General features: G+C 58.4%; 28 protein-coding genes and 1 pseudogene. 3 read left to right on the top strand and 26 right to left on the bottom strand.

Features of this window, described 5'->3' with window-relative positions; translation table 11 throughout:
• Nucleotides 1-5: 5 nt before the first annotated feature.
• From AC1DVE_RS22820 to AC1DVE_RS22780, 9 genes are all read right to left on the bottom strand, one after another.
• Nucleotides 6-335: a phage tail assembly protein gene (locus AC1DVE_RS22820; RefSeq protein WP_477784220.1), complete on the bottom strand. Its 330-nt coding sequence runs from the start codon at nucleotides 333-335 to the stop codon at nucleotides 6-8.
• Between the two features lie 54 nt (nucleotides 336-389).
• Entirely contained in the window at nucleotides 390-905 is a 516-nt protein-coding gene (locus AC1DVE_RS22815; RefSeq protein WP_477784219.1) for a phage major tail tube protein, read from the bottom strand.
• Nucleotides 906-928: 23 nt separating this feature from the next.
• The gene (locus AC1DVE_RS22810) at nucleotides 929-2,098 is read right to left on the bottom strand and encodes a phage tail sheath protein (protein WP_477784218.1); all 1,170 of its coding nucleotides are present in this window, start codon (nucleotides 2,096-2,098) and stop codon (nucleotides 929-931) included.
• A gap of 129 nt (nucleotides 2,099-2,227) precedes the next feature.
• Nucleotides 2,228-2,653 carry a tail fiber assembly protein gene (locus AC1DVE_RS22805; protein ID WP_477784217.1) on the bottom strand — a complete coding sequence of 142 codons (426 nt, stop codon included), beginning with the start codon at nucleotides 2,651-2,653 and terminating at the stop codon, nucleotides 2,228-2,230.
• A gap of 54 nt (nucleotides 2,654-2,707) precedes the next feature.
• Nucleotides 2,708-4,258, bottom strand: a complete 1,551-nt coding sequence (locus tag AC1DVE_RS22800; protein ID WP_477784216.1) for a phage tail protein — start codon at nucleotides 4,256-4,258, stop codon at nucleotides 2,708-2,710.
• Nucleotides 4,255-4,872 (bottom strand): phage tail protein I, encoded by a 618-nt coding sequence (locus AC1DVE_RS22795; protein ID WP_477784215.1) that lies wholly within the window; start codon nucleotides 4,870-4,872, stop codon nucleotides 4,255-4,257. The genes AC1DVE_RS22800 and AC1DVE_RS22795 overlap by 4 nt, the downstream gene beginning before the upstream one ends.
• On the bottom strand, nucleotides 4,872-5,783 hold the full coding sequence (locus AC1DVE_RS22790; protein ID WP_477784214.1) for a baseplate assembly protein: 912 nt from the start codon (nucleotides 5,781-5,783) through the stop codon (nucleotides 4,872-4,874). Before AC1DVE_RS22790 ends, AC1DVE_RS22795 begins: the two co-directional genes overlap by 1 nt.
• Entirely contained in the window at nucleotides 5,780-6,124 is a 345-nt protein-coding gene (locus tag AC1DVE_RS22785; RefSeq protein WP_477784213.1) for a GPW/gp25 family protein, read from the bottom strand. The genes AC1DVE_RS22790 and AC1DVE_RS22785 overlap by 4 nt, the downstream gene beginning before the upstream one ends.
• Nucleotides 6,121-6,693: a phage baseplate assembly protein V gene (locus tag AC1DVE_RS22780; RefSeq protein WP_477784212.1), complete on the bottom strand. Its 573-nt coding sequence runs from the start codon at nucleotides 6,691-6,693 to the stop codon at nucleotides 6,121-6,123. The genes AC1DVE_RS22785 and AC1DVE_RS22780 overlap by 4 nt, the downstream gene beginning before the upstream one ends.
• 194 nt (nucleotides 6,694-6,887) lie before the next feature.
• Here AC1DVE_RS22780 and AC1DVE_RS22775 point away from each other — a divergent pair, with 194 nt between their 5' ends.
• Nucleotides 6,888-7,784: a hypothetical protein gene (locus AC1DVE_RS22775; protein ID WP_477784211.1), complete on the top strand. Its 897-nt coding sequence runs from the start codon at nucleotides 6,888-6,890 to the stop codon at nucleotides 7,782-7,784.
• A gap of 50 nt (nucleotides 7,785-7,834) precedes the next feature.
• Here the strand turns inward: AC1DVE_RS22775 and AC1DVE_RS22770 are convergent, their stop codons facing one another.
• From AC1DVE_RS22770 to AC1DVE_RS22715, 12 genes and pseudogenes are all read right to left on the bottom strand, one after another.
• Entirely contained in the window at nucleotides 7,835-8,293 is a 459-nt protein-coding gene (locus AC1DVE_RS22770; RefSeq protein ID WP_477784210.1) for a phage virion morphogenesis protein, read from the bottom strand.
• On the bottom strand, nucleotides 8,290-8,766 hold the full coding sequence (locus AC1DVE_RS22765; RefSeq protein ID WP_477784209.1) for a phage tail protein: 477 nt from the start codon (nucleotides 8,764-8,766) through the stop codon (nucleotides 8,290-8,292). The genes AC1DVE_RS22770 and AC1DVE_RS22765 overlap by 4 nt, the downstream gene beginning before the upstream one ends.
• Nucleotides 8,763-8,948, bottom strand: a pseudogene (lysC, locus tag AC1DVE_RS22760) (Rz1-like lysis system protein LysC); the annotation flags it as partial. The pseudogene lysC and the gene AC1DVE_RS22765, both read right to left, overlap by 4 nt.
• Nucleotides 8,863-9,306 (bottom strand): Rz-like lysis system protein LysB, encoded by a 444-nt coding sequence (lysB, locus tag AC1DVE_RS22755; protein ID WP_477784208.1) that lies wholly within the window; start codon nucleotides 9,304-9,306, stop codon nucleotides 8,863-8,865. The gene lysB and the pseudogene lysC, both read right to left, overlap by 86 nt.
• Nucleotides 9,303-9,509: a hypothetical protein gene (locus AC1DVE_RS22750; RefSeq protein WP_477784207.1), complete on the bottom strand. Its 207-nt coding sequence runs from the start codon at nucleotides 9,507-9,509 to the stop codon at nucleotides 9,303-9,305. Before AC1DVE_RS22750 ends, lysB begins: the two co-directional genes overlap by 4 nt.
• Complete coding sequence (locus AC1DVE_RS22745; protein ID WP_477784206.1) at nucleotides 9,506-10,348, bottom strand: N-acetylmuramidase domain-containing protein; 843 nt, start codon at nucleotides 10,346-10,348, stop codon at nucleotides 9,506-9,508. The genes AC1DVE_RS22750 and AC1DVE_RS22745 overlap by 4 nt, the downstream gene beginning before the upstream one ends.
• Nucleotides 10,345-10,668: a phage holin, lambda family gene (locus tag AC1DVE_RS22740; RefSeq protein ID WP_477784205.1), complete on the bottom strand. Its 324-nt coding sequence runs from the start codon at nucleotides 10,666-10,668 to the stop codon at nucleotides 10,345-10,347. The genes AC1DVE_RS22745 and AC1DVE_RS22740 overlap by 4 nt, the downstream gene beginning before the upstream one ends.
• A gap of 44 nt (nucleotides 10,669-10,712) precedes the next feature.
• The gene (locus AC1DVE_RS22735) at nucleotides 10,713-10,925 is read right to left on the bottom strand and encodes a tail protein X (RefSeq protein ID WP_477784204.1); all 213 of its coding nucleotides are present in this window, start codon (nucleotides 10,923-10,925) and stop codon (nucleotides 10,713-10,715) included.
• A complete protein-coding gene (locus AC1DVE_RS22730) occupies nucleotides 10,925-11,386 on the bottom strand; it encodes a head completion/stabilization protein (protein ID WP_477784203.1) in 462 nt (153 codons plus the stop codon). The genes AC1DVE_RS22735 and AC1DVE_RS22730 overlap by 1 nt, the downstream gene beginning before the upstream one ends.
• Before the next feature lie 104 nt (nucleotides 11,387-11,490).
• Nucleotides 11,491-12,189 carry a phage terminase small subunit gene (locus AC1DVE_RS22725; RefSeq protein ID WP_477784202.1) on the bottom strand — a complete coding sequence of 233 codons (699 nt, stop codon included), beginning with the start codon at nucleotides 12,187-12,189 and terminating at the stop codon, nucleotides 11,491-11,493.
• A gap of 10 nt (nucleotides 12,190-12,199) precedes the next feature.
• Nucleotides 12,200-13,210, bottom strand: a complete 1,011-nt coding sequence (locus tag AC1DVE_RS22720) for a phage major capsid protein, P2 family (protein WP_477784201.1) — start codon at nucleotides 13,208-13,210, stop codon at nucleotides 12,200-12,202.
• A gap of 42 nt (nucleotides 13,211-13,252) precedes the next feature.
• Nucleotides 13,253-14,083 (bottom strand): GPO family capsid scaffolding protein, encoded by an 831-nt coding sequence (locus AC1DVE_RS22715; RefSeq protein WP_477784200.1) that lies wholly within the window; start codon nucleotides 14,081-14,083, stop codon nucleotides 13,253-13,255.
• A 168-nt stretch (nucleotides 14,084-14,251) separates the two neighbouring features.
• Here AC1DVE_RS22715 and AC1DVE_RS22710 point away from each other — a divergent pair, with 168 nt between their 5' ends.
• Nucleotides 14,252-16,009: a terminase ATPase subunit family protein gene (locus AC1DVE_RS22710; RefSeq protein WP_477784199.1), complete on the top strand. Its 1,758-nt coding sequence runs from the start codon at nucleotides 14,252-14,254 to the stop codon at nucleotides 16,007-16,009.
• A complete protein-coding gene (locus AC1DVE_RS22705; RefSeq protein ID WP_477784198.1) occupies nucleotides 16,009-17,028 on the top strand; it encodes a phage portal protein in 1,020 nt (339 codons plus the stop codon). Before AC1DVE_RS22710 ends, AC1DVE_RS22705 begins: the two co-directional genes overlap by 1 nt.
• A gap of 22 nt (nucleotides 17,029-17,050) precedes the next feature.
• Here the strand turns inward: AC1DVE_RS22705 and AC1DVE_RS22700 are convergent, their stop codons facing one another.
• From AC1DVE_RS22700 to phaC, 5 genes are all read right to left on the bottom strand, one after another.
• The gene (locus AC1DVE_RS22700; protein ID WP_477784197.1) at nucleotides 17,051-17,659 is read right to left on the bottom strand and encodes a GNAT family N-acetyltransferase; all 609 of its coding nucleotides are present in this window, start codon (nucleotides 17,657-17,659) and stop codon (nucleotides 17,051-17,053) included.
• A gap of 15 nt (nucleotides 17,660-17,674) precedes the next feature.
• A complete protein-coding gene (locus AC1DVE_RS22695; RefSeq protein ID WP_477784196.1) occupies nucleotides 17,675-17,848 on the bottom strand; it encodes a hypothetical protein in 174 nt (57 codons plus the stop codon).
• Nucleotides 17,849-18,699: 851 nt separating this feature from the next.
• Entirely contained in the window at nucleotides 18,700-18,993 is a 294-nt protein-coding gene (locus tag AC1DVE_RS22690) for a hypothetical protein (protein WP_477784195.1), read from the bottom strand.
• A 970-nt stretch (nucleotides 18,994-19,963) separates the two neighbouring features.
• Entirely contained in the window at nucleotides 19,964-20,230 is a 267-nt protein-coding gene (locus AC1DVE_RS22685; protein WP_223459047.1) for a hypothetical protein, read from the bottom strand.
• Nucleotides 20,231-20,838: 608 nt separating this feature from the next.
• A complete protein-coding gene (gene phaC, locus AC1DVE_RS22680; protein WP_223459045.1) occupies nucleotides 20,839-22,542 on the bottom strand; it encodes a class I poly(R)-hydroxyalkanoic acid synthase in 1,704 nt (567 codons plus the stop codon).
• Nucleotides 22,543-22,639: the final 97 nt, after the last annotated feature.

Below are 22,639 nucleotides of genomic sequence, written 5' to 3'. Positions count from 1 at the left end.
GTCCTCTACGCATCGAGGAATGCATCCGTCTTCACCGACTTCTGCAACAAAAAACCGGCAATCTTGCTGCCGCACGCGAGCAAGTCGGCCGGGTCCATGCCGGCGGCTTCCGGCGCGGTAATGCCCGGGCTGGTGATGCGCGGCAGGATCTTGATCAGGGTGGTCACGTCCATGTTCAGCAGTTCGACCAACTGGATGCCGCGTAGCTCGCCGGAGGTGGGTTTACGCAGGGTCAGGCTGGTGAAGTAGCTCTTGCCGCGAACGATGGGCGTATCCAGGTTCACGGTGTTGTTGTCGACCGGGGGCAGTGCTTCGACGGTGTCTTCAGGCTTCATGTTGGGCTCCAGATTTCAAGGTTGGCCGTTCTCGGTTGAGCGCGGCGGGATGGGTCAAATGCCGAGGGCGGCGCGCTGTTTTTCCAGCATGTCGACGCCGTTGACCTTCTCGATGAAGTTGAGCAAATCGATCTCGATGATTTCCTCGTTGTCGACGATCAACTTGTAGTAGGTGCAGGTGGTGGTGATCGCGTGTTCGGTGTCTTCCCCCGGTGCTGCGTCGCCCATCTCGATGGTTTCGTGACGGCCACGCAGCACGACTTCCACGGTGCTGACTTCACCGGTGTCGTCCTGCTGGAACGGGCCAGAGAAACGCAAGCCGATGCCGGCGGCGTTGACGGCGCCGAACTGGCGCAGGGAAATCAGGTCCAGGCCGCCGGTCTTCCATTCGAACTGGATGCCGTCGTCGGAGAAGCCCAGGTCAACCTTGACCGGGCCGTTCATGCCGCCGCCGCGATAGGCTTCCATCTTGCGGCCGAGTGGGGGCAGGGTGACTGACTTCACCACGCCGACGTAGCTGTGGGCGTCGTTGAACAGGTTGAGGTTTTTCAGTTTTCGAGGCAGGGCCATGGCGGTGTTCTCCGGTACACGGGTCAGCTATTGATCTTGTTGGCGAAGTTGATCAGGTAGCGGTCAGTGATGCGCTGCCGCAGGGTGAGGTCTTCGAGCGGTGGCACGGGCGTGTAGTCGTAGTCGAGGAACAACTTGCCGGCCTTGAGGGTGTCCTTGTCGTTGATGTCTTCCGGGTACCAGCAACTGCCGCCAATCAGGTAACCGGCGGCGACCAGCTCGCGAAACTTGGCGTTGATGCTCTCGATCATGTCGCGCACCAGGGACGCATGCATCGGCTTGTCGATGGCCCACATCTGCGCCTCGGACATGGTGTCGGCGAGAATTTGCGCGGTGCGGGTGTAGTTCTCGAAGGCGAATAGCGGGTCGTCGCTACAGGTGCGGCTACCCCAGAAGCGGAAACCACCCTCGTTGATCAGGGTGGTGACTTCGTTGCTGTTGAGGTAGTTGGCATCGGTGGCCGGGTTTTGCAGATCCCAGAACACGTCGGCGCTGATCCCGGTGACGCCGTTGACCGGGACGTTGGACAGGGTTTTGTGCCAGCCCACTTCCTGGTCAATTTTGGCGCGCAGGCCCAGGGCACGGGCGATTGCCGAAGCTTTCACTGTGGCATCGGTCACGGTGTCCCAGTTCTGGAAGTCCGGCCAGATCACCATCACTTCACGGGCGCCGAAGTTCTCGCGGTAGGCAACGGCTTCTTCTTTGGTTTTGCAGTCCCAGGCACTGACGTAGTTGAAGGCGCGCAACTGTTGGCCAATGCTGACCAGGGCGGTGGCCACCGGCTGACTGTCGAGACCTGGCACGCCGAGGATGCGCGGCACCATGCCGACTTTGGCCTTGGCGGCGAGCAGGGCTTTCATACCGGTGTACTTGCCGTCGGCGGTGGTGGTACCGATCAGGGCGCTGGTGGTTTCCGCCTCGGTGGCGCCTTCCTTGACGCGCACGACGATGGCGTAGGGCTTGGTCTGGTCGGCGATGGCTTGCAGGCTCACCGCCAGGGTGCCTTTCACGCCGGCCTTGCCGACGGCGGTCTGCACGTTGGTCAACAGCACCGGGGTGTCGAGCGGGAAGACGGCGGCGTCGGCATCGTCGGCGGTGCAGACCAGGCCGATGACAGCGGTGGGGATGGTGCGAATGGGGCGGGTGCCGTCGTTGAGTTCGAGCACCCGCACGCCGTGAAGATAATCGGCCATGGGTTTTGCCTGCGCAGTGATTGGGATGACAGTGCACAGGCTGCCGCGCGCGTGTTGGTTGGGCGAGCGCCTGGGGTTGTATGGAAACTCACTACAGTGCGACTGGACAAAAATTGCTTGGATAGGGCGTCATGAACGAGGAGGCATGAACCAAACAGGGGGGATTGGACGATGATCCACAAGCGGGAATTCAGCGCCTTGCGGCCAGTCGCGTAACACTCGGCGGTAAGCCTGCAATTCGCGATAGTGCTCACCCGTCAGCGTGGTCGCGATACCTTCTTCGAGCTCGTCACGGTGCCGAGCTACGACGCCATCAGTTACCAAAAGCAGGGTGTCTCGCCATGCCCGTTCTATTTCAGCCAATTGCTCAACGGGCAACGCTGGCCGCTCAATTAACGACGGCGGGCAAGTGGTAAAGTCGATGATTTTCCCCGCAACCTGTCCTTCCAGGTACAACTGGTGCTCATCTGATGTCAGGGGGTGTGCGTCCTCCGGCAGCGGATTGATACGATCATCCAAAAAGCACTGTTGCGAACAGCTTGAATAGACAGCCATTTTTCATTCCTTATGAATTTGAGCCAGCAACACTCGCTCGTTTGGTCACGACAGCTAGAAGCCAATGGCGAGGTAGTTGTGGCCGTTACCGGTGCCGGTCGCCCTCCAGACAAAACTGCTCAGCGAATTTGTGCCTGCGCAGGCGTAGCCCATCGAGTTCGAACCCGCCGTGTAGCCCTGGGAAATCACAACTGTGACAAACGCAGTGGGAAACGCGATGGGTAGTGATGTGGTCACATCACCGGCTGTTGCGACTGGAGTCTGGCCCCATTGAAGAATCAGCCCGCTCGGCAACTTCTGCCAGCCACTGGTGCCCAGAGCAGCGCCGAATGGTCGGGTTTTGCCTTGCACGCCGGTGCCTGTTAGCAACCACCGGCCGGTGCCGATGTATAAGCAATCCACGTAGCTGTCTGGTGGAATCGAGCGAGTCGTTGCTGACCACGTACCGTCGATGTTTTCCTGCATTTTGTCCGAGCCTTGAATCGCCAGGCCCAAACTAGTGACACCCCAATTCTGCACACGAACGTTAGCGCCTAATGGCAAGTTGTTGGCGGTGGAGTCAGGAAGGCTGTACGAGTTTGCTGTTGCGCCAGAACAATGGAGCACTCCACCCACATGGGAAACAATCCCGAGCAACGCACCACTGAACGAGAGAAAACCGGCGTATTGGAGTCCGCGAGCCTGAAGCGCTGCCATGGTGGCGATCTTGGTGCTCACGTCAAACCGTGCCGGCGTCGGAGCGGTCGGGTTGCCCGTGAATGCCGGGGAGTTGATCGGCGCCAACCCTTGCGTAATGTTCTGGAACGTCAGGGCCGTGGTGCCCACGACAATCACTCCGTCGGTGACGAGTTGCCAACGGGTGTCCGCTTGCGTGGCACCTTGCTCAACCGAAACCAGCAGCGCTGAGCTGACTTTGGCATGGGTGTCGGCATCCGGCGCACGAGGCCAAGCACCTGCGGCCGCGACATACAGCCCATTGTCCTTGGCAGACGTTTGGTTCTTCACCAATACCCGGTCGCCGGCGACCAGGGCGATACCGTCGAGGGTCTTGAGGTCTGTCAGCGTGATATTGGCTGTGGTGGCCACCCGCACAGATTGCTTGCTGTCGAGTTTATTCAGCTCCTCCAAGACCTTGGAGTCGACGTAGGCACGGGTCGCGAGAACCACGCTGGGGTCGATCTTCAGTTCGACGTTGCTGGAGTTGCTGACGATCATGTTCATACGCACGACTTGCGTACGGCCTGATCCTTGATTGAGTAACGGCTTGAACGAGGGGGCGCAGTTGGCGACGGCGATCATGTCGCCGTCTGAGTCGTACAAGCTGATTTCGCGAATCCACCAGCCTCCGACGTTTTCCGGAATGACTTGTTCCGCGACGATGACGGCCGCGTTCGCGGGGTCGACTTTGATCTGGTTCAGCGGTGCTCGGCGGCGTTCGTTGATGAGCCTGGTTTGTGTGGCTGATGGGATTGGGTCAGTTCCATTGGCATCACCGACGCCCATGTGGGTGATTTGCCACGGGATACCCAGGGCATCAGCGTTCGCCTGTTTGGCGACTCCGATGTTGGTGAGGATGGCGAAAAACTGCGAGTTCTGGTCGATCATAGAAATACATCCAGGGTGTCGATGGTGTGGTCGCGACCGCCTCGGCCAATCACGCCGCCGACTTCGATGTCACGTTGGGCAGGCGGGTAAACGCTGATTTCGTCGCCCTCATACAGGGTGGCGCCCAGGAACATATGTCCGGTGGTTGCCAGGCTGATAGCCAGCCCAGTGAGGTGGCGGCTGCGTGGTTTGGCGTCATCGATGAGGAAGCTCAGTTCCTGGTACATCTCATCGGTGATGCCGGTTTCCAGTACCCCAACCTTCAAGGCGAAGGTGCCAGGGACGCCTTCGGGATGAGTCTGAAACCATTCAACCACCTCGATCAGGTATCCAAGCGGTTCGACCACACGGCGAAGGGCGCCGATGGTGCCTTTGCGCGAGTGGATGTAGTACGCCGAGCGAATGGCGGCACGCTTGGTGGCTTCGCTCCACTGGGTATCCCATCGGTCCACGGAAAAAGCCCAGGCCAGATAGGGCAGCATTTCGAGGGGGCATTGCGATGGGCTCCAGAGTTGGCGCAGGGGGATGGGCGTGCGCTGAATCTGCGCCAGCGCCTCGGCCGCCAAACGCTCCAGCTGGGTGGCATTACGCGGCAAAAGCGAAACGCTGCCCATTACTCAACCCCCTGTGTCAGGGTGATGCCAGTGCAATACGGTGCCTGGTACGGCGTCGCGCAGATGTCCACCCAGTTCTCCAGCTCGACTTTGCGCACGCCCTCGACGTGCAGCGCGGCGTGGATCGCAGATTCGGACACGTCCATGGCCAAGCGCCGACGTTGGTGGACGAACGCTAACAAGCGTTGTTCGGCAGCGGCAAGGATGGGCTCCGACTCGGGGCCACTGGTTTTCAAGAACAGCTTGGCTTTAACCAGGTAGGGAACAACAGCGGCGCTTTGTACGGTCAGGCGATCCGCCACGGGGCGGCGGTCGTCGTCGCTGAGGTAGGCATTCACGATGCTGAGCAATTCCGGTGCAGCGCTACCATCACCCAATAGCGCCTGAACCGTCACCACCACTACGGCCGGGGACGGGCTTTCCGCCGTGGCATCGGCCACACGTCCATCCGCCGCGCGGGCGTGAAAGATGTAGCTGTTGCGTGGGCCAGCGGTGCTCAGGCCTTCCCAGGCCATTTGTGCGCGTTCGCGCAGGCTGTCGTCGCTTTCCATCAGCCTTGGCATCGGCGGCACGGCCGATGGATTGCCGGGCTGTATGACCAGTCGTTTGACGTTGTAGTTGGCGGCGAGGTTTTCGAGGTCGGTGCCTTTGGCCAAGGCGAGCATGTTGGCGACGGACGCCTCGTTGACCCGCTGCCGCCACACGGTTTCACGGTAGGCGTTTTCCTCGAGCAATTTGGTCAGAGGCTCGGATTCCATTTCCAGGCGAGCAGCAATCTCTTCCTGTTGCTCGGCTGGCCAGAGGCTGATGGCGTAGGCCTTGCGCTCGGCGAGGATCTGCTCGTAATCGAGCTGCTCGACGATCTGCGGTGCCGGCAGTTGGCTGAGGTCAATGGCGACGAAGGTGTTCATGCGCTGCCCCCCAATTGCAGAGGTACGCTCAGGCTCAACGGCTGATTGCTGTCCACGAGGGTGCCCTCAAGGTCCAGCGATGCTTGGCCTTGGAGGTTCGCCCCAACGAGCTGCACACGACTCAGGCTGATGCGCGTTTCCCAGCGCATCAAGGCCATGACCGTGGCGGCATACACCTGCAGGCGGGTGAAGTCGTTGAACGGCTGATCCACCAGCTCGGGCAGCAGGCTGCCGTACTCGCGGCGCATGACGCGGGTGCCGAGGCGGGTGGTCAGGATGTCGGTGATCGACTGGGCGATATGTTCGACCAGGTTGAGGGTGGCGCCGGTTTCTCGGTTCATTCCGGTTTCCCCGTTTTTCCGGGGCCAGCCATCACGCCGCCGTGCAGATGGTTGACCAGACTAATACCGGCGGCCACCACGTCCTCCGACACAGTGACCTTACCGGTGATGGTCTGGTTGCCGGTTTGTGTGTAGTCACCCTCATGGGTGATCGGGCCAACGATGTGGATGCCGCCGGTGCTGGTCAGGTTGGTGGTGCCGCCGTCGACCAGTGTGGCGTTCAGGTGGTGGGCGATGCTGTCGTATTCGATGACGGTGCCGTCGCGGTAGGTGCAGCGGTGCAGGCCATCGCGGTCGCCGTTGGCCGGGACGTGATCGCTGAACAGGCCGGTCAGGACGATGCCGTTGCCGAGTTGGCCGGAGGGGCTGAAGAGGATGACTTGTTCGTCGAGGGTAGGCGGATTCCACTCGCGGTCGGCACCGGCTCGGGGGGCAATCCATGGTAGCCAAGCGGTGGTCAGCGATCCGGTTTTGACCTGCACGCGCGGGGGCTTCATCTGGACGGCTGCGATGGTGCCGAGGCGGATGAGGTTTTCGATGAGGCGGGCGAGGGTGGCTAGGTCGTTCATGACGCCGATGGTGGTGCCATGCGCGTGTGCTTGCAGCCTTAGCAATTTGTATAGCTTTGAGTTACATGCTCAGATCTGTGATGACTGGACTGGAGATAATTTAATTCCGGCTCTTCCTAGCATAATGGCTACTTGCTGCTATACATTTTTCAAGGGTGACAAGAAGTCATTAAAGGCGGGTTAGGGAGTCGGGATTGAAAAGACCAGTATGTATATTCGGATTGTCGGATTCTCATCGAGTAGGGCGAGGGCTTTTAATCTCTATGGTCGTATTTACCGCCGCTTGCTCCAATCGCCCGACTCATTTCATACCACCTAATCGTGCTGATCCGATTATTGAGGTCTCCGAAGTCAAAATCGAAAAGACTGGAGATATTATTGGAAGAATCAATAGCACTTCAACTCGGAACGCTGAACAGCTGAAGTTACTTGCAATGTCAGATATTTATTGCGGCGATTTTATTTCCTCGATTTATGGGCGGCGGGCTGTGACAAATGTTTGGTACAGCACCATTACAACGGCTACAGCGGCGGCGGCTGCAATCGTAGGCGGCAGAGCGGCGCAAAATTTGGCGGGCACATCTGCTGTGACCAATGAAATGCGTTCATCCATAAACAACGAAATGTACGGAGGAGAGCTTATTCCTACTGTCGCTAAAGAGATACAAGGCATGCGCAAAGCCGAGATTACTCGCATTAACAGTTGGCAAGCGAAAGACATAAACCTATATAGCGGTCCCGCAGCGGTCTCGGATGCGATCGGCTACCACGAATTGTGTTCAATCCCTATCGCGATTTCTAGAATTTTGAGTCGGGCCAATGAAAAATATGGAGTCGAAACCCTTGATCTTGACAGTTCAACTAAAAAAATAGATGACGCGATTGCTGCTAACAAAACCTTGTTAAATGACAAAATTTTTTCGAGTGATTCAGTAAAGAAAAAGGAACTTTCTACGGCAATCATCGAGTTGACGGAACACCGGAACACATTAATAAAAACGTTCGCCATACCCGGCTATAAGACTATTTCCGACGGTGAGGGAAAACCCGGCGTTGCTTCCGGATCATCTGGCGATTCCGCGCCAAAATAATCAGCCGTTTGAACTGGGTTTTGAGTCAAGTAATTAGTTCTTGACCTTGGCTATGGCTGCAGATGTACGAGTAGTTCATCCCGGATTAATTCTATGTCAGCCTCAGTGAGGCCAACTATCTCCCGTCGCTCATATTTGACAGAGGGTGCATCCAGTTCGGCGCGGTCTTTTAGCCCGAACTGGTGCACTCTCGCAATCCGGGCAATGCGCCCCGTATAACCAACGCTGATCGCGTTGCCGTCACCCCGAACCTTTAGAAAGCTTGCGTTCCGAATTTTTTTGAACATATGAATCTTGCGCTTCACCCTTCCTTTCTTACCACGGAGGTTGCGCTGTTTGCGCGGTGCATACTTGTTCCCGTCCGGGTTTTGTTGGGCAATGATTCGTTGCTGCTGGCTACGGCGCAACGCCTGGCCGAGGCTGCGGGCCAGCTTGTTGCGCGATGTTGGCTCAAGTTGCGCGAGCAGGCCGGCCGCCCAGTCTTCCAGCACTTCCAGGCGGTTGGTCATTCTGGCAGCACCCATTCGCTACCTGTGCCTTGGGCGCCGGGGATCCAGTTCGGGTCAAGGAAGTCAGCAACCCGTTGCGGTTCGCCAGGATGGCGGATAGTGGTGTTGCCTTGGTCGTCCTTGCCTACTATCACGCGCTCAGTCAGGGGCAAGGTCAGGCTCAAATCGACTTTGCTGTTGTCCAGGATGTCGGCCTCGAACTGGATGCCGTCAGTTGCCTTGCTCAGGTTCTCCAGCAGTTCGGATTGGTGGACGCTCAGCCAGCCGAGCAGCGGCAGCATGACGCTGTCGGGATGGCCGGCGAAGTCGGTGAGGATGACTTGCAGGTCGAAGCTGTATTCGAAGGAAAGCGTTGCGGCGGCGGTGCAGCGGATTTTGCCGTTGTCGATGAAGATCAGCAACCGGTCGGGGTTGTGCTTGAGCTCGGCGACGGTGGCCAGCAGGTGAGATTTCAGGCTGTCGGGTTTGTTCATGGTTGGGCCTGCTGCTGTTGGTAAACCATGTCGAGCTGGCTTGCGCATTCAGCCCATGCGGCCTCGATACGATCCTGGTCAGTGAGTTGGTCGCCGTTACTGCGCGGGCTGGTCGCCGGCAGGGTGCAGGGCACTACGGCCGGACAGCCACTGACGATAAGCGTCGGCGCCGGTGAGGACGGGGCGTTCGCGCAGCCGGCGAGCAGCAGCAGGCAAAGGCTGGGCAGCCCAATTGCGTAGTTCGGAGTTTTCACGTTTCAGTGCCTCAATGGTGAGTTCGCGTTTTGCCAGGCCTTGGCGCAATTGATCTTGCTGGGTGCGCAGGGTGACCTGGGCGGTGCGTTCCTGTTGCAGGGTGGCGCGCAAGGTGTTGGCGTTTGCGAGGTGGTGCTCGGCTTGGTCCCGGGCGCTGGTCGCGTCCTGGGTGGCCAGCTTGGTGTGTTGGTTCGCCACGCTGATACGTAGCTCCTGGCTCCAGACCAACAAGGCCAGGGCGGTGAGCAGGGCGATGCCGAACAGGGCTTGGCGCAGGCTAGTCATGCGCGGTACCAGCCGAGCTTGTTCATGGCATCGACGTCCAGTTGCTGTACCGGGCCGCGGATGATGATGACGTTGCGACCCGGCATCTGGACGTACAGCGCATCGCACAGCAGTTCCATGTCGTGTTGATCGCTGTCTGGTGGCACTACCAGCAGATCACCGTCTTGCACTTTCAAACGTTGCACGGCGTCGAAGTCGATCATGCAGCCACCGCCTGACCGCAGCCGCAGTCTTCGTGCCGTTCGTAGGCGCGCTGGAGTTTGATGTCGTACAGGTTTCGCTGGTAGTGCGGCCCGTTGTAGAGCTTGGCAAATTCGGCCCATTTGCGGCCCTTCAATGCCTTGTGCAGTGCCGGATCGGTCTCAATGATGCGTACGAAGGCGTCGAATTGCTGCGACTCGCCCGTACCCATGGCCGCGACGAAGTCCTGCACGCTGCTGTAGCCCAGGCGTTGCCAGTGAAACCCCATGATCTGGAACGCGCCCCAGGAGGCGGACTCCAGTGCTGCGGTGTCGTCGATCAGGCGTGCGGTGGCCAGGCGTTGGTGTTCGGCGGTGCCGCCGGCATAACCACCCGACCTGGGATTGACGATGGCCGGGTTGGTTGCGGCCAGTTGGTCCGCGTGGTGCTTGAGTGCTGCTGCATCGTCGCCTTTGTGCCGAACCTTCGACAGTTGGCGGTACATGACATGCCGCTCGAACAGGATCACTGGCTTGCCGTTGTCGAGGAAACCGGCGCCTTTCGATTCGACTTCGTTGACCGCGTAGACGCTGGCCAGCGGCACGCCGAGGCGTTCGGCGGCGTTCACCAGGTCGACGTTTTTGAGCAGCCGCTGGCAGTGGGCGCCAGCGAGTGCGGCCTGCGTCTTGCTGCTGGCGACGCCATCGGCGACCAGGCCGACCTTGAGTTGGTAGGCACGCACGGCGGCTTCTGTGACGTCACCGTATTCGCCATCGACGATCAGCCTGGCGCCGTGTTGGTTGAGGTTCTTTTGCAGGATGCGCACCGCTTGCGAGCGGTCGCCGTGGCGGAGGGTGGTCATAGCTGATCTACCTTGCGAGTGAAGAGCCTTTTCGCTGCGGCACGGGTGCCTTCGACGCCCAGCAGGCCGATGACGCCGCCGAAGAACGGCGCGGTTGAGGGCGCAATCCCCACCAGTGACAAGCCATGGCTCACCGCAAGGGCCAGCGCACCGCACAGCGGCGCCTCGATCACCATTCGGCGCAGGGTGCCGCCGCCATAGATGACCCGCAGGCCAGCGATGACTAAGGCCAGCAAACCGGCATAGAGGGTCGGCCAGTGCTGTTCGAGCCAGGCGGCGAGCCAGGCCCAGGTTTCGTGACGGTCAGGCATGCGTTTCATTCCAGGGTCCAGGGGGTTGGGTTCAAGGGCGCGGTGCGGACGGGTCAGTCCCATAGGTTCACCATTTGCCGTTGTGGGGCCGCGGCTTGGGCTTCAGGCATTCCCACCGGGAGGCCTTGCGGGAGTGTTGGGCCGTGGTCGGCCAGACCAGGGTTGGCTTCAAGCACCGCTTCGGTTACGCCCGCAGTGCGGCCGTAGTGACGCCAGCACAGGGCATCGACGGTGTCGCCTTGCTGGGCGCGGACAGTGACGGCCATCAGATCAACTCCACGGTGGTGCGGCCGAGACCGAGGAAGTCGCGCACGGCCCAGCGTTGATCGCGGCGCAGCTCGTCGATGCTGGGGCTGAGGTCGTCGGCGTTCTGGTTGCCGCTGTTGGTGCTGTCGAAGGAGCGGTAGCGTTCGCAGATTTCCGCACCGGTCGCGGCGTAGATGGCGCGTTGGTAGAGGTGGACGAATTGCGAGACGTCTTTGACTTTTTCGGCCGGGACATCGGCAAGGGTGGCGTAGCCTTCGGCCTGCTTGGCGCGGCGCCACTCGGCGAACTCGCGGTTGACGCTGATGGCAGCGGCGATGGTTGCGGTTTCCAGGCGGATGGCGGTGACGCTGGAGTCGATCCGCAGTGTGCCGCGCACGTCGTCCAGATCAATCGAGGGCCAGAAAGGATCGGTGTTGATATGGCCAGCAGGGGCCTTGCTGCCCGCTACGAATCCACTCATGTCGGTGCGCTCTGCGTTGGGTCGCCGGTGGTCGGGGCTTCTCGTTCAGGAGGAGCGGCCTGGCCGATCCGCCCCGAGCCGGCGGGGTGCGTGGGGACGCTCGGTTAGCTACCGGTGGTAGCGTGTTTTTTGAGCAGGCGCTCGGCCCGCTCCAAATCCTTTTTGCCGCCGCAGGCGTCATGCAGGTCGATGGCCTTCTTCAGCAGGTCGATGCCGGCCTGCACCTGACCGGGTTGACCGGGTTGCTCTTCGGTGAGGCCTTCCAGCGTTGCGCGGCCCATGGCGAGGAACAGCTTGGCGCGGGCCTGATCGGGCATGTCTTCGGCGTCGGTCAGTTCGGCGGTGCGGTGCAGGATGGACAGGTCGAAGGGTTCACCGACCTTCTGCGCCTTGAACGCGGCGGTGGCGACTTCTTCCGCCACCAGGCAACCGAGGGTGCGGGCGAAGCGGTCGGGCATGACCATCTTGTGCTGCAGCACGTACTGGGCAATGTCGAGGCCGCCGGTGAAGTCGCCGGCATCGAAGCGCCAGACCATGACGGTGGTCATTACCTCGTCCTGGGCGCCTTGGCCGGCCTCCAGTACGCCTTGCACATAGGGCACGTAGTCGGGCAGCAGCTGGCGTTTGAGTTCGGCCTTGCCCTGGTTCGATTGCACCTGTTTCAGGCGCAGGCGGTCTTGCAGCAGCTGGTTGAGCTGATGCTCGTAGGCGGTTGCACCGGCCATGGTTTGGGTCGGTTCGGCCGCTGCCGCCTCAATGGCGGCGGTGACTCGTTGGAAATGGCGGCGGCAGGGGTTGGTCATGGTCGGCCCCTTACGACGCGATTTCGATGTTTTCAGCGAGCGAGGCGCATTCCAGATCCTCGATCACGTAGGCATCGTTGACCGACTCATAGTTCTCGACGCGGTCGCGCTTGGCGTTGTCGAGGACAGTGCGGCGGCGGCTGCCTTCCTGCCAGTAGATCGACAGGTTTTCCAGCTTGGTCACCAACAGCCCGCGCGCCGGGAAGTACGGCACGCGCACCGCCGGCAGGTTGCCCAGGCGTTTCTGGCTGGTGACGATGTCAGCGGCCAGCATTTCGGTCGGGGCGTTGTCTTTGTTGATGATCGGGAAGTACTTGTCGGCCAGCAGTTGGCGGCCGCAGATCACCACCAGGTCCGGGTCTTCCTGGTACCAGGGCGCGATGAATTCCTCGACCATGCTGAAGACCAAGGCGTCGAGGTTGGTGAAGTCCTTGCCGGCGCCGATGGTGATCGCGCCCGAGCCTTCGACGACTTCCTTCATGACTCGGGCGGCGTTTTCGGTGCGCATTTTTTGCAGCCAGCCGACGTTGACGTCCTGGCGCAACGGGTTGGTCGCCGGGTTCGAGGTGGCGGCGCGGCTGGCGCCGTTCCAGCCGATCAGGATGCGGTCCAGCGCCTGGCGTTTGAGGATAGCGTCGCGTATGCGTGCCTGGAAGTCGGGGAACTTGGCCCAGGCATCCAGCTTGCTGTAGCGCAGGTGGGTGTCGAAGTTGGTCTGCGAGCAGAAGTAGCCGCGGTCGTCGAGGGTGGTGATGTCAGTGGTTTCGCGGTCTTTCAGGGTGGTGTCGGTGGTGCCGGCGTTCGGCCCGCCGATGCCCATGCCGATCTTTTCGCCCATCTGTTCGGTCACGCCGTAAATGTTGATCGCGCTGAGGAACTGACTGGATTCCTGCATGCGGGTTTCCAGCGTCTGGGTGACGCTCGGCGCGGTGGCGAATTTGGTGGTCACGTTCGGCACGCCGTGCAGCTTGGCCAACTGACCGAGGTAGGCGTTGAAGTGGTTGCGGGTGTCGTTGCGCATGAAATCGTCCTTCGTTGTTCGGGGCTGTGGGTGGGCCGGCTGTCAGCAGTCGGTCATGACCTGGTTGTCGCCACCGGTGACCGGAGGGCGCTTCGTTTGGTTGTGGTCCTGGGTGGTGGAGAGCCTGGTTTTCAGCTCTTTCAGGTCGGTGCTGACCTGTTCGATTTGCGTCTTCAGCCCGGCGGAAAACTGCTTCTCGGCAGCCAGTTGCTCGGGCAAATCCTTGACGTGTTCGGCGACGGCTTCGAGCGCATCGCTGATATGTGCGAACTCGGTGTCGTCCTTGGCTTGCTTGCCTTTGAGCAGGGTTTGCACCTTGCTGAACAGCTGGGCGCCGAGGCTTGGCTTGTCTTCGATTTCCTCGAACGTCAGCTCGGTCTCCAGCGCCTCGGTGAACATCGAGGTCGCGGAGTAGTGGCGATCCTTGAACGGACTGGCGTCAGGTTTCTGGGCTGAGAACGACAGCACGTCGGTGCCTAGGCTGGCCGGGGAATCGGTGATGCCAAGCCCGACGATGTAGGCCTCGCCGGTGTCGGCGAAGCTGTCGTCGATTTCAATCGAGGTGTAGACCTTCTGCTTGGCCTTGTTCAGGGCGATCAGTTCGGCGGTCGGCTCGACCTGGGCGAACAGCGCCAGTTTTTTCTGGCCGCCGATGTCCACTTCTTCGGTCTTCACGGCCAGCACGTCGCCATAGGCCTTGAACGGGCCATCGGGCAGCACGCTGCGGTAATGCTCCAGCCAGATGCGCGCGCCGTAGGTGGACGGGTTGAAGTTCTTCGCGGCCTGTTCCAGCCAGTTGCGTTTGATGGTGCGCTTGTCCGAGGTCGCGCCCTCGACCGCGACGCGGAACCAGTTGCTGCGGAATTTCTTCATGCCGGGAATCCTCAATGCGTAGGGCGCCTGCCTGTGGGGGAGCAGTACGTTGCGATGAGGGCATGGTCGTGACGCGCGCGAGTGGCGGCAACGAGGTGGGACTGTAGGGAAGGGCGGTACAAAGGGCGGCGCTATTGAGTCGCGGGCGCGGGCGGCAGCATCGCGGCCATGACTACGACCGAACTGCTGCCCATCGATCCCCGCCGCCAATCCAGATTCCTGTACTGGATGGGTTGGCGTGTCTGCGAGATTGCCGAGGCTACGGGCGAAAAGGAAAAAACGCTACACAGCTGGAAGGCCCGCGATGAGTGGGATCGGGCCGACAATGTCGAGCGCATTGGTGGGGCGCTGGAGGCGCGGCTGGTGCAGTTGATTCTCAAAGAAGGTAAGAGCGGCGGTGACTTCAAAGAGATTGATCTACTGCACCGGCAGTTGGAACGGCAGGCGCGGATCCAGCGCTTTCAGGGCGGCGGTACCGAAACGGACCTCAATCCGAACCTGGCCAAGCGTAACGCCGAGCCGAAAAAGAAGGCCGTCAAGAACGAGATCGATGAAGACCAGGTCGAGTTGCTGCGCGAGGCGTTTCTCGACGGTTGTTTTGACTATCAGAAAGACTGGTACCGGGCGGGCAATCAGCGTACTCGCGTGATCCTCAAGAGTCGGCAGATCGGCGCCACTTACTACTTCGCTCGCGAGGCATTTATCGATGCCCTGGATACCGGGCGTAATCAGATTTTTCTCTCGGCATCGAAGAACCAGGCCTACCTGTTTCGCGGGTACATTCAGGCGTTTGCCCGGGAAGTGATTGGCGTCGAGTTGACGGGTGATCCTATCGTTTTGCCCAACGGTGCCGAGTTGTTTTTCCTCGGCACCAATGCCCGCACCGCCCAGGGCTACCACGGCAATTTCTACTTCGACGAATTCTTCTGGACGTTCAAGTTTGAAGAGCTGAACAAGGTCGCCTCGGGCATGGCGATGCACAAGAAGTGGCGCAAGACTTACTTTTCCACGCCGTCGAGTATGGCCCACGAGGCGTACACCTTCTGGACGGGCGAGCGGTTCAACAAGGGTAAGCCTGCCGCGCAGCATACGAAGGTAGACGTGTCCCACAGCGCGCTTCAGCTGGGGCGGTTCTGTGAGGATCGGTTGTGGCGGCAGATCGTCACAATCCTCGACGCAGAGCGGGGCGGTTGCGACCTGTTCGACATCGAAGAGTTGCGGCGTGAGTATAGCCCCGAGGCGTTTGCCAACCTGCTGATGTGCGATTTCGTCGACGACGGCGCGAGCATCTTCCCGCTGACCCTGTTGCAGTCGTGCATGGTGGACAGCTGGGTTGAATGGGCTGAGGACTACAAACCTTTCGCCTTGCGACCGTTCGGCGACCGTCAGGTGTGGATCGGCTACGACCCGGCCGAGATGGGCGACTGCTCCGGCATGGTGGTAGTCGCGCCACCGTTGGTACCGGGTGGCAAGTTCCGCATCCTTGAGCGCCACCAGTTCCGAGGCATGGACTTCGCCGCGCAAGCCGCGTTTATCAAGAGCGTCTGCGACCGCTACTGGGTGACCTACATCGGCATTGATGTCACTGGGCTGGGTAGTGGCGTGGCTCAGCTGGTGCGCCAGTTCTTTCCGGCAGTGACCACCTTCAGCTACTCGCCCGAAGTCAAAACCCGTCTGGTGCTCAAAGCCTACGACGTGATCCACAAAGGCCGGCTCGAATTCGATGCCGGCTGGACAGACATGGCCCAGTCGCTGATGGCGATCCGCAAGACCGTCACTGCCAGCGGACGGCAATACACCTACACCGCAGGGCGCAACGACAACACCGGTCACGCCGATCTGGCGTGGGCGCTCTTTCATGCATTGCACAACGAACCGCTTGAGGGGCAGACCTCTGCCAACACCGGGCGGATGGAGATTTATTGATGACTGAACAACTTGCTGGCCAGACGCTGCTGCCCGCGACTACATCCACCGCCGGGACTCAGATTTTTTCCTTTGGTGAGCCGACGCCGGTGCTGGGTGGTCGGGAGGTGTTTGATTACCTGGAGTGCTGGTTTAACGGACGGTGGTATGAGCCGCCGTTGTCGCTGGACGGGCTGGCCCGGTCGGTGGGGGCGAGTGTGCATTTGCATTCGGGGTTGATGTTCAAGCGCAATTTGTTGAGCAAGACGTTTATTCCGCATCCGCTGTTGTCGCGGGCTTCGTTTGAGCAGTTTGCGTTGGACTTTTTGTGTTTGGGGAATGGGTATCTGGAGGCTCGGCGTTCGGTGCTGGGCAATACACGGCAACTGGTGCCGCCGTTGGCCAAGTACGTGCGTGTTGGGCCGGAGGGAAGGTTTTACCAGGTGCGTGGGTGGAAGGATGAGCATGTCTTCGAGGAGGGAAGCGTCTTTCATCTACGGGAGGCGGATCTGCACCAGGAGATTTATGGGCTGCCGGAGTGGATCAGTGCTTTGCAGTCGGCGTTGTTGAATGAGTCGGCGACATTGTTTCGGCGTAAGTATTACGAGAATGGCAGTCATGCTGGGTTCATTCTGTACATGACGGATGCGGCGCAGACTGAGGCGGATATTGATGCTTTGCGTAAGGCGCTGAAGGATTCGAAGGGGCCGGGGAATTTCCGTAATCTGTTTGTCTATTCGCCGACTGGCAAGAAGGATGGGATTCAGTTGATCCCGGTGAGCGAGGTTGCGGCAAAAGATGAATTTAACTCAATCAAGAATCAGACGCGTGATGACGTGTTGGCTAGCCTGCGGATTCCGCCGCAATTGATGGGGATTGTGCCGCAGAACGCTGGGGGATTTGGGTCGATCAGAGAAGCGGCGCAGATTTACGCGGCGAACGAGCTAGAGCCCATTCAGACGCGGATGCTGCATCTGAATGATTGGGCGGGGGAGGAAGTAATCCAGTTCAAGCCCTACGAAATCACCGGGGAGGTATAGACCGAAATAGGCCAGCTAATTTTCAGCAGGCAGCGACTTCAGCAGCGGCTGTTTCTTCATCTGGTTCGGGATTTTCGTCCTGGACTAGCTTGTTGAGATCGAGAAACATCACAGGCTCCTGGCGGCCTCTGTTTTCCTCTGTATCTAAAAGTGTTAGTCCAATCTTTTCGTAAAAGCGTACAGATTGAGCCTTGGAGTCAGTCACTAGGAACCTACATCCAACACTTTGGGCAATATGATCTGCCGCCATGGCGATAGCGAACTCCATGAGCACGCTGCCGATCTTGTTGCCGGCATAGCCTGCGTGGCTTGCCAGGCGAGCTACCTTTAAAGCGGGCATTGATGGGTAACGATTAGCGTGCTCGCAGTCGTCTAGTGCGTAGGTACCATTGAGCTCAATCTCGCTACAGGTCAGCGTTATGTATCCGATCACCCTAGGTCTGGCGCCGTGCTCTGCAGGTGGCAGGATGGCTACATAGGTGACGGCGACGTTGGCAATCTGATACTCCAGCGCGTTGTTCTGAATGAACGACTTCAAGGGCCGCAGATCAAGATCTGGGCCCATTGAGAATCTGCTTGGTTGGTGGAGCGGGTCGAGCTTTTCTATGAAGTAATCAACGCCTGGTTGCATCCTGCACTCACTTTATTAGCGAGCGCGGGCGGCTTGGCTGTTGAATACTTGGCTCAGCAGATCGCGGCCACGTGCATACGAGGCTTTCGCTTTTGCGTTGGGTTTGTCTTCGCGCATGTGCTGCACGAAACGAACGGCGTCCGAATCACTCAATTCAACGCGACTAAAGGTATCGCTTTTGATTGCCATGGGCATTTCCCTCGCAGCTAGTACGCGCTGCTACTCATCGGCTTCGCCGATTCCTTCGCCGGACGAACGTCGGGCGGTTGCGTTTAAACGCTTCGGTGATCATTTTTGATCACCAACAAGCACTATGTCAATCGTAGTAGGTTTCGAAACGTGTGCAACGTACGCGGTATTCACTGCGGCGGATTACGCCGGTCTGAAACGGTGCAGGAAAAATGGCGGCTAATTTCGGCTAAAAAATGACCTAGCGCTTTGTAAAGCGCGTGCTGGTTACGTCTTGCGTTTCCGAGACTCGTTCGCATGACTCTGCGGAGCAGGAGGGTGTTGACTCTACGCTTTCAGTTTTCGCTTGTTATACCGTCTGTCAGTTTTTGCTTGAACTGATAGGGGGTAGGGCAGTTCTCGACGCGATGCGGTTTAAGCACTCCAGTTTGACCTACGAGCACCGACGTGGTTGGTCTATTGGGCCTGCGCCTGCACAAGGGCCAGCGATTCCCGTGCCTGCTCCAATTTCAACAGATCCGCATCGGTCAGACCATTCAGGCGTCTTATGCTGCGCCCACTTGCGCTCCCAAGGGCGGATCTGATTCATGTGGGTGTCGCACCAAGTTGGTGCGATTATGGCCGGCCTGGGTGGGTCAGCAACTGGCGCGCGCCGTCGTCCCCCCACCTCGCCTGCGGGCTAAATGGGTCTTTTTTTCTGCACTTCTGCACCTAGCTGAGAACCTCTCAGTGCCAGCCTTAGAAGCGTTTTGGGGAGTGAGAAAAATCCTGCAGATCCCTGCGGAGTGAGGGCGTTTTGCCGCTACCTCCGGCCTCACAGTGGTCGGCTACGCCTGCTTATTGGTTGAGCGTCAACTCAATACCGGTACTGGTCGCTCATCCCATTTCAGTGATTCTTCACCATTTTTAATTTCTATTCGAAGGTTACTGACCAACCGACCATATAGGTGCGGGTTATGGCCACAGTGAACCCTTCCTTCCCATTGCCTGCCATTGATAGTGCCGTAGTGCGCGGGATATGGATTTGCCGTCGAGTCCTTTGCGTAATCCAGTTTCTCAGAAGCGGTTGACGTTTTCTCAATGTAAAGCTGCTCCATCAGATCCTTTATGTACGGTGCCTTACGGCGGTAGTTGACGATTGCCACAACCTTCTCCTCTACAGAGGCATGGTCGCCGATCCACTCCCACGTAATTAGCCAACCACTTTTCATGTATTACCCTCGGATCACTCAAGAAGCCGGGCCCTTCAGGACTCAGCAGTGGGCAAATCATAGCTCTTCCATTGGTGCCAGTGCCTGGAGCGGGATTTTTAGGAGGGGTGGGGGGCTTTTTCAGGAACGCCGTCGGAAAAAGGTAATTTTGGTAATTTGGAGCATTTATACGGCTGGAAGCCCCGTATTGACTGGGTTTTACGGATTACTTCAAAAGGTAATTTTTAGTAATGCATAAGGTAATTTTTACGTAACTTATTGATTTGTAAGGTACAGGTGATTAAAGGTGATTACCTACAAGAAGAGTAATTTCATTACCTAAAAATTACTCAGATATTACCTTTCCGGTTTCGTCTGGAAGCCTTGAAAACAAAGGCCTGTAGCCAATTGTCGCACTCACATTACCTAAATTACTCTTTTCCGATGGCTCACCCGAAAAACGCATCAGGCCCTACCAGTCGATGCGATTTCCGTTGCCGCACAAACCCATGGGAACGCCGTGGGAATGCTTGCGCGCTAACTATCGCCGCGAAACCCTTATAAACCGGGGGCTGATTTTCCGAAAACCGCGATCGGGTGCTTTCGAATCTCTCCTTCACCGCCACATTTAAACGTTAGAGCCCCGATTATTCGGGGCTTTTTCGTTTCTGCGGTTCTGAAAAAAATTCAGCCCATACTTTGGACGGTTCAGTGCTTTGCGATCAAAGGCTGATTTTTCAACAGTTTCTAAGCGGTGTACATCACTCGACGCACTGTATTTCAGTGATGATCCCCGCATCGCGAAAGCCCAAGGCATAGCCCTCTGCACGACTGGCTGATTCCAACACCAGGTGCATGAGGCTGCCTTCGATGATCTTGAGAGTGGAGTATTAGGCGGATCACCGGTAGCGATCCGCGAGAATGCTTACTCTGGCATTGTCCAGGATTGTAGCTTGTAGCCCTCCTGGCTCAACTCGGCGCGCACCTCTTCCAGCAGGCTTTCCAGCTGCGCCGGGTCGGAGTAGGCACTGCTTGGAACCTGTTTGCGACAAATATGAGTGTTGGCCCGGTCCATGACGGTCAGGCTCAGTTCGCCATTACCGTCTTGCGGAGCCCAGGCGACGCATTGAAAAGGTTCGAATGCGTGGCCGGCAATCAAAAGTGCTTCGTTGATGCGCAACGGAGTGCTCATGGGTCGTCTCTCCTTGTACCCAAACAAATGATGTGCCATCGGGTGGGCTTACCGGTCGGCTGTTTATTAGTAGGGGGGGCGGGTCACACGTAGTAATAATTTTGTTTAAACTTTATTTCATTCACAAAAATTAACCCGCGATTGTGAAAGTTGAATGGACGGTAGTAATTCATTAGGGAAACTCTGAAAAAGACTTCCAGATTTGGTGAAATTGTTGGCGCTGATTGAAAACTCACACACCCTGCCGATTGAAATTTGACCCAGGGCGGATTGCTGATTTCGCAGCAGCAATTTCGGATAAACTTAGCTGCATGCCGAACACATGAGTCGCGGAAGACCTGCTGCATGCCGTCATGCAGCAGGGCATTTCCACAACAACAGTCAAAATTGCTGGTCCTCCTCCGTACCAACCTCGTCCTTGAGCTTACGTTTGAGTGATTTGATCTTCGTCTGAACAATCAAACTGCTGTGTTGCAGGCGGTTCGACTCGTTGCCCGTTTCCGATCAATCATACTTCGGCACAACCCACAATATCTCGACGCTGCCGTCATCCAGGAAGTTGAGCGTCACGGACTAGAAAGTGTCGCGCTCTGGCCCACAGCAGTTTTTCATTGCTTTACATAACTGCCTGGCGCCGGCTCCAGAGGCGGGAATTTGTCATTCCCTATGTGCGCAACCGCTGGTTGGCGCTCGCCGGAGTGTCCCGCCAGCCAGTTGAACCAATCATTCCACCAGCTACCGGGTTGCTGCTCAGCATTCTTGAACCAGGTCTCCGGGTTTTTCGTGACCCGATTATTGGTCCAGTAATGGCGCTTCTGCTTGGCCGGTGGATTGATGACGCCGGCGATATGCCCTGAAGCTCCTAATACAAAACGCTTGGCCCCGGAGAGCAGGTTGGTGCTGGCGTAGGCGCTTTTCCAAGGCACGATGTGATCGTCATGGGTGGCGAGGATGTAAGCGGGAGCGTCAATTGCACGCAAATCAAGCTTGACCCCACAGCACTCCAGCTCGCCTGATTTCAAATCGTTCTGCAGATAGGTGTGGCGCAGATACCAGCAGTACATCGGCCCCGGAAGGTTGGTGCTGTCGTTGTTCCAGAACAGCAGATCAAGCGGGATCGGCTTCTGCCCCTTGAGGTATTTGTCGACGTTGTAGTTCCACCACAGTTCGTTGGGGCGCAGTAGGGAAAAGGTATTGCCCATGTCCTCACCACGAAACAGACCGATGGGACCATTCATGCCACCGATGGTGCGCTCTCGATAGGCCACCAGTTCTTCGTCGACGAATATGTCGATGGGACCGGTATCGAGGTAGTCAAGGAACGTGGTGAACAGGCTCACGCTGGCGATCTCCCTGTCGCCGCGTGCAGCAAGTACTGCCAGCGCCGTGCTCAGCAGGGTGCCGCCGATGCAGAAGCCCACACAATTGAGTCGCTGCTCGCCACTGATATCGCGGGTCACCTGCAAGGCGTCGATTACCCCGTGCTCAATCAGGTCATCCCAGGTGGTGCCGGCGTGTTCCTCGTCAAAGTTGCGCCAGGACATCAGGAATACAGGATGTCCCTGTTCCAGCAGGTGGCGGACCATCGAGTTGTCCGGGCGCAGATCAAGGATGTAGTACTTGTTGATCGACGGAGGTACGACGAATACCGGGTGTCGGTACTGGGTTTCGCTTTGCGGGTAGTACTGAATTAGTTGGAATAGGTGATTCTCAAAGACGATTTCGCCGGGGGTGTTAGCCAGATCGACGCCAACCTTGAAGGCGCCGCTATCACACTGGCGCATTTTGCCTTCGTTCATGTCGCTGGCCAGATGCTGCATACCTGTGAGCAGGCTGGCACCTTGAGTCTCAACCACACGCTGGAGCGCATCAGGGTTACTGACCAGGAAATTGCTTGGCGCACTGGCGGCAATGGCTTGCTCCACCAGATAGCGCAGGCGTTGGCGCGGTTTTTTTTCGTCGATCAGCAGCTTGTCGAGCAGTTTCAGGAGAAAGCTTGCGTTGAGCAGGTAAAACGCAGCGAGGGAGCCGAACAGTGGCGCGCTCCAGTTGCCGCTGGAGAAGCGTCGATCATCGAAGCTGAAGGGTTGGCCGGTCAGCAGTTTTTGGCCGAGTTGGCCCCATTGAACCTGGTAGTCCGCTTGAAGGCTGTCCAGGGTTTCGCGAGGCAACTCGAACCAGGCGCCGTGCTCATGCCCGGAAAACCACGGATTAGTGCTGACCCATAGACGTAATTGTTGCACTGCAAAGGAAGCGATGAACGGAACCTGGCCTGACCAATAGGTTTTGAATGTATGCGCGTTGTTGTCCATAAAGTTCCTTGCCCATACAGATGAGCCGGGCAGAAAAAAAGCCGCGCTTTGCCGGACTCCGGCGTAGCGACGGCAGGAATGCGGGCAGCGTTGTCTG

The organism is Pseudomonas sp. P4_B4, assembly GCF_056402255.1.
Note: the sequence above shows the minus strand (reverse complement) of the source record. Positions and strands in the feature narration are given on the sequence as shown.